This window comes from Acinetobacter sp. 148 (assembly GCF_031196675.1).
GTDB lineage: Bacteria > Pseudomonadota > Gammaproteobacteria > Pseudomonadales > Moraxellaceae > Acinetobacter > Acinetobacter baumannii.
Genome location: NZ_JAVIMT010000008.1, coordinates 1 through 10,680 on the forward strand (window position 1 = coordinate 1; position 10,680 = coordinate 10,680).

13 protein-coding genes and 1 pseudogene are annotated in these 10,680 nt (G+C 40.7%); 2 read left to right on the plus strand and 12 right to left on the minus strand.

The annotated features are described in order from the left end of the window. Nucleotides 1–86: 86 nt before the first annotated feature. From RFX69_RS01550 to RFX69_RS01560, 3 genes are read right to left on the minus strand one after another with little or no spacing between them, the layout of a single operon-like run. Nucleotides 87–440 (minus strand): hypothetical protein, encoded by a 354-nt coding sequence (locus RFX69_RS01550; RefSeq protein WP_004738279.1) that lies wholly within the window; start codon nucleotides 438–440, stop codon nucleotides 87–89. A 4-nt stretch (nucleotides 441–444) separates the two neighbouring features. Next, a complete protein-coding gene (locus tag RFX69_RS01555; RefSeq protein ID WP_004738278.1) occupies nucleotides 445–840 on the minus strand; it encodes a hypothetical protein in 396 nt (131 codons plus the stop codon). Beyond that, entirely contained in the window at nucleotides 840–1,127 is a 288-nt protein-coding gene (locus tag RFX69_RS01560; protein WP_004738277.1) for an ogr/Delta-like zinc finger family protein, read from the minus strand. Before RFX69_RS01560 ends, RFX69_RS01555 begins: the two co-directional genes overlap by 1 nt. Before the next feature lie 118 nt (nucleotides 1,128–1,245). Between RFX69_RS01560 and RFX69_RS19365 the strand changes: the two genes are divergently transcribed. Both RFX69_RS19365 and RFX69_RS01565 read left to right on the plus strand, forming a co-directional pair. Continuing rightward, the gene (locus RFX69_RS19365) at nucleotides 1,246–1,437 is read left to right on the plus strand and encodes a Com family DNA-binding transcriptional regulator (RefSeq protein ID WP_079282448.1); all 192 of its coding nucleotides are present in this window, start codon (nucleotides 1,246–1,248) and stop codon (nucleotides 1,435–1,437) included. Then, the gene (locus RFX69_RS01565) at nucleotides 1,406–2,197 is read left to right on the plus strand and encodes a Dam family site-specific DNA-(adenine-N6)-methyltransferase (protein WP_109104286.1); all 792 of its coding nucleotides are present in this window, start codon (nucleotides 1,406–1,408) and stop codon (nucleotides 2,195–2,197) included. The genes RFX69_RS19365 and RFX69_RS01565 overlap by 32 nt, the downstream gene beginning before the upstream one ends. Here RFX69_RS01565 and RFX69_RS01570 read toward each other — a convergent pair. The 9 genes and pseudogenes from RFX69_RS01570 to RFX69_RS01610 form a co-directional block, all read right to left on the minus strand. Next, entirely contained in the window at nucleotides 2,194–3,414 is a 1,221-nt protein-coding gene (locus RFX69_RS01570) for a contractile injection system protein, VgrG/Pvc8 family (protein ID WP_109104287.1), read from the minus strand. The genes RFX69_RS01565 and RFX69_RS01570 overlap by 4 nt on opposite strands. 3 nt (nucleotides 3,415–3,417) lie before the next feature. Next, nucleotides 3,418–3,837, minus strand: coding sequence for a phage tail protein (locus RFX69_RS01575; protein ID WP_109104288.1), 420 nt, complete (start codon nucleotides 3,835–3,837; stop codon nucleotides 3,418–3,420). Nucleotides 3,838–3,848: 11 nt separating this feature from the next. Further along, nucleotides 3,849–7,355 (minus strand): phage tail protein, encoded by a 3,507-nt coding sequence (locus RFX69_RS01580; protein WP_109104289.1) that lies wholly within the window; start codon nucleotides 7,353–7,355, stop codon nucleotides 3,849–3,851. Then, complete coding sequence (locus RFX69_RS01585) at nucleotides 7,352–7,501, minus strand: GpE family phage tail protein (protein ID WP_109104290.1); 150 nt, start codon at nucleotides 7,499–7,501, stop codon at nucleotides 7,352–7,354. Before RFX69_RS01585 ends, RFX69_RS01580 begins: the two co-directional genes overlap by 4 nt. Continuing rightward, nucleotides 7,480–7,860, minus strand: a complete 381-nt coding sequence (locus RFX69_RS01590; RefSeq protein ID WP_109104291.1) for a phage tail assembly protein — start codon at nucleotides 7,858–7,860, stop codon at nucleotides 7,480–7,482. Before RFX69_RS01590 ends, RFX69_RS01585 begins: the two co-directional genes overlap by 22 nt. 62 nt (nucleotides 7,861–7,922) lie before the next feature. After that, on the minus strand, nucleotides 7,923–8,444 hold the full coding sequence (locus tag RFX69_RS01595; RefSeq protein WP_109104292.1) for a phage major tail tube protein: 522 nt from the start codon (nucleotides 8,442–8,444) through the stop codon (nucleotides 7,923–7,925). 11 nt (nucleotides 8,445–8,455) lie between these two features. Beyond that, complete coding sequence (locus RFX69_RS01600) at nucleotides 8,456–9,625, minus strand: phage tail sheath protein (protein WP_109104293.1); 1,170 nt, start codon at nucleotides 9,623–9,625, stop codon at nucleotides 8,456–8,458. 108 nt (nucleotides 9,626–9,733) lie between these two features. Beyond that, a complete protein-coding gene (locus tag RFX69_RS01605; RefSeq protein ID WP_217408583.1) occupies nucleotides 9,734–10,231 on the minus strand; it encodes a hypothetical protein in 498 nt (165 codons plus the stop codon). Nucleotide 10,232: 1 nt separating this feature from the next. Next, a pseudogene (locus RFX69_RS01610) lies at nucleotides 10,233–10,680 on the minus strand (hypothetical protein); the annotation flags it as partial.

Here is a 10,680-nt window from a genome sequence, read left to right on the forward strand (position 1 = left end):
CATATAGTTATGAAATCTTTGTGCAACAAAGCCAATTTCTATACAAAAGTTTATATGCATAAAAAAAGCCGCTTAAGCGGCTTTTTTTATGCATATAAACTTTCTCGATAAAATTGGTCAAAGTCGGGATATATTGTACGAACTGTAAAAATAATTTTTCTTAAATCATTTTCAATCGACTTTATCAAATCCTTTGTAATACATCGATCCGAATATTTTTCTAAAACTTTTGATTTAACTTCAGAGCCTAGAGTTTCGATTCTTTCCTTTAATTTATACTTTTTTGCTACTTCTTCGACCCTTGCGTTTACAAAGGAGTGTTGAATATCTCCCATAAATAAACCGATAGAAAAAATAAATGGATGACAAGTAATAGTCGCTGTGGACTTCTCAAGTTCAACCTCGTCTATGAAGATTCGATATGATTTTACTAATTGCATTTCTTTAATCCCAACTAGATGAAGAACTTCCACTATCGCAACTACTACTATCACTTGATCCAGAACTCCAACCTGATGAATCACTTGAACTCTGGCCACTATGATTTGAATAGCTAGATGTATCCTGATGGTACTGAGATCGATAGCGGTCTTCCGAGCAATTATCGGATTTTGCCTCAATATTTTGGATAGCAATACTTGAATAATACTGAAGATGTGGATCTGGATCTCGCTGGGGATACCGTGTATCAGCAGGACCATAACCAACCCAAACTGGACCATTTGAAGTCAAATTAGATAATCCCTGATGAGTATGGGTAATAATTGGTTTTTTATGACAGTCACATTTAACGGTTTTTGAGAATAACCAACGTTTTTTACAGATTTCACACTTGGCCATTAACTTTCCTCCAGTTCAGGGAATAAATTGAGATTTGGAAGTGGTTCGATTTCTTTAATATATTTATCTGGTCTACGTTTTAATTTCTTTAGATTAATATCCGGGTTCTTCTGTGAACTTGGTGAAATTTGATGAGTGATTTCTATTATTCCCGCCCCGGTAAAACCACACATAACGTTGCTACACTGAAGCCAGATTGATCTAAGTAAAACGTGTTGTTGTCTGCTACTTCTAATCGTCAGTTTTGCGTTGCAATGTGGACAATATAATTGGTGTTTTCCCCGCATAACTCTCTCAAAAAGTACAATAATCGTATCGTTTTTTATTATACGGTTAAAAATTTGTGTGTTTAGCAATTATTGAATACTATTGCCAAGATTTTTCTTTTTTGTAATCAAAATACTTATGCACACGATCAGATGTCGCTGCTGTTATAAGCTGCTTGCCAAAATTGGGCATTTTGATTCACTGGAAATCAAATGTTCACGCTGTAAGTCAATTAATATCCTGAGCACCGAGAGTGCCTTACCTGAGAGCCTCGAGCACCAAAAAACAGGTAAGAATCATGAATATTCAATACAACCCAAAAGGTCATAGTTTCAGTGGCTGGCTTGGTGGTAAATCTCAACTGGCCAGAACTATCGTAGAGCTGATGCCAGAACATAAAACGTATGTTGAAGTCTTTGGTGGGGCGGGTTGGGTTCTCTTTAAAAAGACCCCTTCCCCGGTTGAAGTTATTAACGACGTTAATGATGACCTCATTAATTTATATCGAGTCCTTAAATTTCATTTCGATGCCTTCTTAGCTGAATTTGATTTATTGTTATTTTCACGCACTATTTTTGATGACATGAAAAAAAGTGACCGTGGTTTAACTGATATTCAACGAGCAGCTAAATTTTATTACCTTCTTCGTGCTGCATTCAGTTGTCAGCTAGATGGGGCTTTCAGTTATTCTAAAACCCGTAAAGCAGGATTAAAGCTAGGTGATGAACTTCGTGCACACTTATATTCAGTGCATGAACGTTTGCAGGGGGTAACTATTGAGAATGCCAGTTATGACTATGTGATTAATCGAATGGATAGTCCTGACACGCTTTTTTATCTAGATCCACCCTATTGGAATTGTGAAAAAGACTATGGCAAAAATATCTTTGGGAAAGATGACTTTTATGCACTGAAGGCACAACTAGATACCATTCAAGGGAAGTTTATTTTAAGTCTTAATGATGTGCCTGAAGTTCGGGAATTATTTGAAGATTACAATATCAAAAATAAAAAAATCCGCTGGACTGTTAATAACAGAGCATCAGCGGAGGAGCATAACGGTAACGAACTTATTATCTGTAATTTCTAGGTGCCCTTTTCGTCCTGAAGCCGTTTGAATTCTCGTTCAGCGGCTTTTGTAGCAGTAATTTTATTTTTATATAAATACGTTAAGCGTTTAGGATTTGATTGATCCCCTTGCGTTAATTTTTCTGGTGATTTTGCTGTACCGTAATACACCACAATCCCCGTATAATCTCCACGTTCATCTTCAATTAATTGGCTGACGTCATCAGCATCCGGCATCATCACTTCAAGTACAACGTCTGTAGTGAATCCCCCAGATCCATCGAGCTTATGCGTTACTCTTGTACCTAACCACACGATATCATCGATCGGAGATTTTAAACCTGAAAATTTGAATGTCATTTCTGGTATTAGTTCAGGACGTCCACGCGAAAATGTATAGCTGAAGCTGGTCGCTTTACGTTTGATATTGTTATATTCAGCATAAGCTTTATGTAGAGCCGTTTCTCTATCACGCAGCGCATGTCGAATTTCCTTAACATTATGAGAGCTATTACCCACAGTCACTTTCTGTTTTTGTGGCAACGCAATATCGTAGTAATAACAAGTCACCCCCGAAATATCATCGCCTTCCGATGTATCACTAAAACGATGCCTATCGCCCTGATTTCGGGTAATTTCGACTTCTGGTAGAGTTTGGCCACTTGCTGTTTCAGCTTTTCCTTTGGCCATAAACAACAATGTGCCGTTTTTAACAGTTGCTATCGCATCATGTTCATCGGCAATACGGGTCATTAAATTTGCATCTGATTCGTTTTGATCAATGTGGGCTAGTTTAATGCTGCCCAGCTTATCTTGAATAATCACATTTAGGCCATTTCTGGCCCCAATGCTACTTATGATTTCACCGATTGTTTTGTCGTGATAACTCTCTTCCCTTTTACGCTTTAAACTCGCTTTTAAATCAGCGCTGGTGGCCCGTAGAGAGAGAATGTCCGGTGCTCCAGAATGCTCACGCTCCTTAATGTAATATTTGCCTTTGTAGATCAGTCCAGTTGTACTCCAGCCGATCCAGACCTCTATCTCCGCGTCTTTGGGTGGAATCTCGAGTAAACCATCATGATCCAGTAATTCAATAAGTACCGAATCTGCTTCAATGCCCCGATTGTCAGTAATGGTCATATTGTTCAATCGTGAATTAATCTTAGTTGTGATGTCGGTACCATTCACCACCAGTTTATAAATGGCTTGTGCATTGACATTGCTAACACTTTCAAACATGACCTAACCCAACACACTGCTAATGATATTGTTTGCCAACGTTCCGGGCTTCATTTTCTGCTTCAGTGTCATTTTGAATTCAATTTTACGAGCAGCTCCATTCGGGAAAAAAAATGTCTGTGTTTCTTCCACATCTTCAAGAAAATACAGACCAAATATTTTCCCGGTACCACTGATCAATGGGAATGATTTTCCAGTGTCGCCCATCACGCGCAATGCGGTAAGACTAAGCGGAGTCCCCATAAATTCAGGCATGATACTGCCATCAAGCGTAATCACATCATCTCCGCGCCCCACGAACTGATAGTCGGGCATATCACCCACTCGGGAGCTTGAAGCATGTCTCCAGTTCGTTTGACGTTTTAGGGTTTGATATGTGGCCGTTGGTAGCGAAAAAACAAATACGCCAAAAATCATCATCATAATTTTATTCCTTATTGATTATCCCAAAATTCATCACGTACACGCATTGCTTTCTCACGTTCATAGCTTCGAAGTTGACGCTGTACTTCAGCTGCAATGTCTTGTGTCGACTGACCCGGCTGCGCTGTGACATAAATCGAAATCGAATCGCCCTCAACTGTAATTTGATGCTGTTTTGAAGCTTGGGCCGTTGTTGTACTCGGTGCTCCTGCAATAAGTGGTTTTGTCACAATCGGCGGCAATTGCACGGGAGCACTGAAAGATGGTGTAGCTAAAGTCGGTTGCTGTACTTCAAGCAATGTTTTCAAACGTTGCAATACTGTTTGTTGTTGATCCGGGAGAGAATTCGCACCAGGATAAAATTCCACTGGCGGTGGTGCTGTAAACGTATCAACAATGCGTTGGTATGTTTTCTGAAGCGAACCATGCTGCTGCCCCAAACCGACCTCAAGACCAGCAACAATAAATCGACCAATTCCACGCATCACTCGTGATGGACTATGAATATCCATCTTTTTCCGCATGAAATCTGGCATGTAGCTATTGATTTGGCCCCACAACGATTTAAGTTTGTCAAAACCTGAACTGATACCATTGATCAAACCATCAATAATATTTTTGCCAATGCCTAGCATGCCGTTTCTTAAGCCATCTAAGAAATTAAAAATCAATCTCCAACCATTAATCAGACGTTGCAAAATCGGGTTTGTCTGGATGTTATTTACTAATCCATTCCATGCATCTGATACGTTTGATTTGATGACTCCCCACGCCCAAGCTGCATTACTTTGCACACCAGCCCATAATCCTGCGAACCAAGTACTTACTGATGAAAAAATGCCTGTGATGCCTGACCACAACTCACTAGCACCCGAAACGATCCCGTTCCATAATCCACTAAAGAATTCTGAAATACTCGACCAATTAGCGATAATAAGCCTTGGAATACCAATAAAAGGAAAAATAAAGGTTAGGATCGGATTATTCGCAAAAATACTGTCTATGCTTTGGAAAACAGACATAATTGCGTTGCAGCCATCATTGAAAATCTGCTTAACGCTATTCCATACCCCACTGAAGAAACCAGTAATTGCACCCCAATTTTGATAAATCAGATATGCAGCTGCAGCAATAGCAGTCACGGCCAATAAAATAGGATTGGTCATAAACAAACGTCCTAACCAAAGTACCGAACGGCCTAAGAACGCGAATCCTTTTTGTAATAACCCCACTGGCCCAGAGAGCATTTTAAAAACAAATCCGAGTGAGCTACCTTTTGCACCCACGGTGGCCATCATGAGTCTAAGGCTCAACATGCTTAAAATAAGTGGTGAAAACACCACTAATGCCCCACCTATGGCCACTAATGAAGTAGCAATGACAAGTAACCCCGCTCCGAGCATTTTTGCCAGTGTTGGGTTCTGCTGCATCCACATATTGAAGTTTTTTAATGCATTGGTGGCCACTTCGATTGCTTTTGTATAGATCGGCAAAATACTTTGGCCAAAGTTTAGATAAGCATCGTGTAACTTTGCTCTAGCTTCTAATTCTTTACCCGTTGTTGTGTTTTTAGCTTTGTCATTCAACTGATCAATGTTATCGGCTCCAGCGTTGAGCTTCGCATTTTTATGGATCTGATCGCGCTGGTCATACATTGTCGTAAAGAGATTTGATGCATTACGGTTTGTGAAAATACTTCCAATTGCATCGTGAATCTGCCCACGGGATGTAATGCCCTTTTCAGCCAAAGCCGGTAATAGAACTTTCTCCATCCATTCGAATTGGTCTTTCTTGAATAGCTCTGCGCCTTTAAGTGCGCCCGGGTTTAAAAATGATACTTGGCCAGCTTTATCATGTGTAACCTTGCTTTGATCAGCGATTAGACCTAGCTCCATCAAATTATTTGCGGCTCGTTTTGTTGTTCGACCCTGATAAATGTTTTGATATGCAGACATGGCCGACGTACCGAATCTATGACCACCAAGCTCCTGAACGATAGGCTCCATTTTGTAATAGAACGCTTCATTTGAAAGGCCTTTAACAGCTACACCACCCGTTTTAATAGCATTCAGCCATTCCCCAGCTTGTACTCGTCCACCCGTGGCCGTGATGACTTGTTGAATGATATTCGCTTGATCTTTAAATGCTGCTTCACTCTTTAAGCCGTTGCGTAATTCAATGACTTTAAGCATGTCCATGAATTTTTTTTCATTTTCTCCACCCTGCTCACTGCCATACATGGCTTCATTGGCAAATTTCATTTTTGAGAGCATAGGTGCTGCAAATTTGGCATGATGTACGTCTGCAAATGCAGTGACACCATCACGCATGAGCTGCAAATTATCAAATGTACTTGTGCCAAAAGTTTTCATAGCTTTAGCGTAATCTGTTGCCTCCTTAGTGGCCTCAGCACCAAGCCCCAACGATGCAATCCGGTTTTGCTCAATTTCGACCCGTTTGTTTTCTTCGATAGGCTTTCTCATCGAGTACAGCGTAGTGACTCCAGCTGCAGTTATCCCGGCTCCATAAATCATTGCCGTCCGTGAGTGTTGTTGAACCTTCTGATAATTTTGCTGTACCCGATTTAATTGGGCCATTTGACGCTGTTGTTTATCGATTTCAGACGTTGTACTGGATAAACGTTCTCTTAATTTTTTTTGATGTGATCCAAGCTGATTTACAGATAAACCGGATTGATCTAACTCCCGGGTTAAATTCTTTAAATGCTGTTTTTGTTTGTCATATTCGGCCGTTAGCTTTCCGACTTCACGTTCGCTACTGGAGAGCTGTTGGGTTAGACCTTTTAAAGCCGCTTGGCTTTTTTTATGCTCGTCTTTAAGTTCGCGTAAGCTCTGCTTTTGCTTGTCTATAGTTTGATTTGAGTGCTCAATCTCACGACGTACCCGGATGTGTTCATTACTTAGATTCTTGGTACTAATACCGTATTGACTAAGTTCAGTACGTGCACGTTGTAGAGCGATACCCTGCTCATTAATACGGTTCTTCAGTTGCTCAGCTTCACGTGATGCTCGGGCAAAATCTTGAGTCAGTTTCTTACTTGGCTGTGCGTCCATTTGACGCTTTAAATCCGCAATTCGGGTTTGTACAGCCTGATAACTTTTTGTAGTTTCTAAAGCCGCTTGTTTTTGTTGTCTAAACCCATCGATACGCTTGAGCTGGGCATCTAGCTGTTTTTTTGCAGCTTCAGTCGCCTTCAGTTGTTGCTGAGTTTTTTCTAGTGAACTAGCCAAGTGATTAGTCGGGTTCTGAGCAATTTCAGCCTTCAAATGCTTCACATGTTCCTGCATATTTTTTAATGCAAGACTACTCTGCTGAACGGCTGCTTTTTGTTTCTCAAAGCTATCGATTTTGGCTAATTGTGATTCTAGGCTTTTAACCTGATCTTTGGTCTGCTTCAGTGCTCTGGCAGCAGCATTGCTGTTGCCAGAAAGGATTTTAAGGGCGGGACTGAGTTTGTCTTGAGAACCGAAGATGACTTCGAGCTTAAGTTGTTTCATTCAGCATCATTTCCATTTCTTTCAATGGCTTTTTGATGCCATTGCATCAGTTCTGATAAGGACATGTTTGTATAGGTTTGCGGTGGCCAGTGAAAGATCACCGCGATATTGGCAATGGCATCATCTACTGTTGCTGTAAGATTGATACACGTACTGAACTCGGTTGCAAAAAAAGCATTAGCGCAGCTCCAATCTGTGCCAGATCCGAAGGTTCAAGTTGATTAATTTGTGCTTTGGTTAAAGTCGGACTCGATACGCGCGGGATAACGGTACAAATTGCTGTTACGTCACCTTGAATCAAATCTGTGATTTTCACACCCTGAAGGGCCATAACGTTTGGCTTGCGAATGTCTAATTGGGTAATTTCGATTGAACCCATTTTTAAAGGTTTATCTAAATAAATTACTTCCACATCCGGGTTAATTGCCTTTTGATTTTCAGCTTGTTGAACTTCGAGTTCATTTGGTTGAGTTTCAATCTCAGTGTTTTGGTTTTGAGTATTCATGATCTGTCCTAAAAGAATTAAAAAGACTCCGGCTGAAGCCAACCGGAGCTAAGGAAAAAGGATTAACTTAAATGACCAATGGCTTTCATGTGCTCGGCGTTGCGGTCAACACCTTTAACAATGAATTTGTTCGATGGAATATCAATTTCCATATAAACCACACCATTGATGCTAAGCTTGTAATAGCTCCAGATAGTTTTAATAGTGGTTTCAGTGTCATCACCCGATTTCTGATTACCGAAATCAAGTTCTTCATGACGTCCACGTACGACAATCTCATAAGCATCAATTTCACCAGTATCATCACGCTGATAAGACCCAGCAAAACGCAGCATGTGTGCTGCTACTGTTGAAGCACCAAACTGTTCAAGAATGAGTGGATCTACACCACCAAGTTTCCATTGGAATGTAGTGATGTCATCACCGAAACCTAAATCGACCTTAACGCTGCCATCCATGCCACCACCACGCCAGTTTTCTAACTTACGAGCTAGTTTTGGAATTGTTACTTCTCCAGTTTGGCCGAAATAGCTAATACCCTCGTTAAAGAGGTCCATAAGTTTTAATTTCTTTGGTAAAGCCATGCGCTATTTCCTTATGCCGCGATACGTGAAGCGAAATCAGCCAAGTAACTATCAGTGATGTGCTGACGTAGACTGAGGTCTTCTAAAGGTGGAACTGGTGTGTAGTCGTAAGAAATACGAAGCTTCCCGGCTTTTAAAACATCGGCTGGGTTAAATGCTGGGTCAAACCAAGCTTCACCTCCAATGAGATAGCCATTTGTCTTCCAATCGCGGAGCTTTCCATTGATCCCTTCAATAATGTCCCGCGCAAGTGATGGATGTAGTGGCTTATCAACCGCCCACATGTGAGCTTCACCCATTGTGTCCATGATGACCTGAGCAGTACGGGTGTAATTTTCAAATGCGAAAAGAGGATCTTCAGAACAAGTGCGAGAACCCCAGAAACGGAAGCCGTCACGTTGAATGAGTGTGGTTACATCGTTTTCATTGAGGAAGTTGGCATCTGTAGCTGAAGACTGTAAATCCCAGAACACATCCTTACTAATGCCTGTGACCCCATTAACTGGAACGTTTGAAAGGGTTTTATGCCAGCCTGTCTCTTGGTCAATCTTGGCACGTAGGCCTAGAGCTCGAGCTGTAGCATCTAGTGAAGTGGTTGAACTTGTCGCTGTGTCCCAACCTAAAAACTCGGGCCAAATGACCATCGTTTCACGTGCACCAAAAGTTTGTCGATATGCGACAACTTCTTCTTTTGTATTGCAGCCATAGGCAGAGATATATGCGAAGCCTCGTAGTTGCTGAGCAATTGAAGTTAAGGCAGTACTTACAGCCGCATTATCTAAACCCGGGACACCTAAAATTCGAGGTTTCATCCCGAATTTAGCACCTGAAGTGAGCAATGCTTTTAAGCCGGAGTATTTACCGTCGGCCGATCCGCCGATGATTGAACTAGTTTGAGTCGCTTCATCCTTTTCTTGATTTACACGTACTACAATTACAACCGCATTGGTTTGATCAAGAATTGCTTGTAATGAACGAGCAAGCGTACCTTGAGTACCTGCTTTGGCAATGGCTGCAAGGATGTCAGTAATTAAGACCGCTGTATTGAGTGGGAATGTTTGTTCGTCTGCGTCTGCTGCAGTACATACCATACCGATAACAGCAGTCGAAATTGTACGAATGGGTCGGATTCCGTTATTAATTTCGAAAACCCGGACCCCGTGGTGATATGAATCTGCCATAAAATAAACCTGTGGTCTGATTGGTTTTTTGTCAGCTCACAGGTTTTCAAATTGCACGTTTGATTTCATTCAGCGGCAGTTGTAAACGGCAGTATTACAACTACCGTTTTATAAGGTCATGGCATATTCCCACATCTTATCGACTTGTCCTTCACTCAGCCCTAACAAAGTGGACATGAATAATACTGATTCACTATTTCTTTCAAAATTGAATGATTCTGTATATTCAATTTGAATCCTTGAACGCATTTGTGTCTCTTCAATTTCGGAAATCCGTTGTTCAATTAAGTCAAGAAGACCATTTTCTAATAACGCCAACTTGAATTGTCGACGTGTTAATGGTCGTAAAGTCAACAAATAGTCAATTCGTTTCTGTTCCGGTGTTCGATTATCCTCCCATTCCATTTTCACGATATTCATCACATGGTAGGGGCTGGGCTTAGGTTCTGAAAAAGTTAAATCAGAAAATACGTAACAACCCAAACTAATTTTTTGAAGCAACTCCGAATGCTGTTCTTCATTTATCTCAACTAAATCATCTGGCAAATCAGCATATTCAAAAGTTAAATCATAAAAAGATTGTTTTGAGTGACTAAAAAAAATCATATTAATAACCTATCGCAAACCAAGTAAAACCACGCAAATCACCAATTGCACTACTGTTAAATACATTTAAAGAGAAAGATGCCCCTGAATTAGATTGGCTTACTAATAAAACGCCACCATCCCCAGAACTTGAATGCTGTGCCATTTTGCGTGTTGAATTAATATTTAGTACGTTATTAGGGAATGTAATTGGGAAAGTAATATCGACCTTCGTTTCACCCGGATAACCAGAGTAATCAACTGTGCCCCATTGTAAAATCAAACCATCACCCAAGTATTTATAACCATTTTCCGACTTTAGGCTTCCAAAATTATTTAAGACCGTTGAAATATTAATATTTCCAGATCCATCAAAAAGAGCCGAACCAGAAACAGCACCCGATAATAAAATTTGACGCGCAGTGACTAGCTTCTCTGCTGCACCATCGGTTCTACCTGTACCACCACAT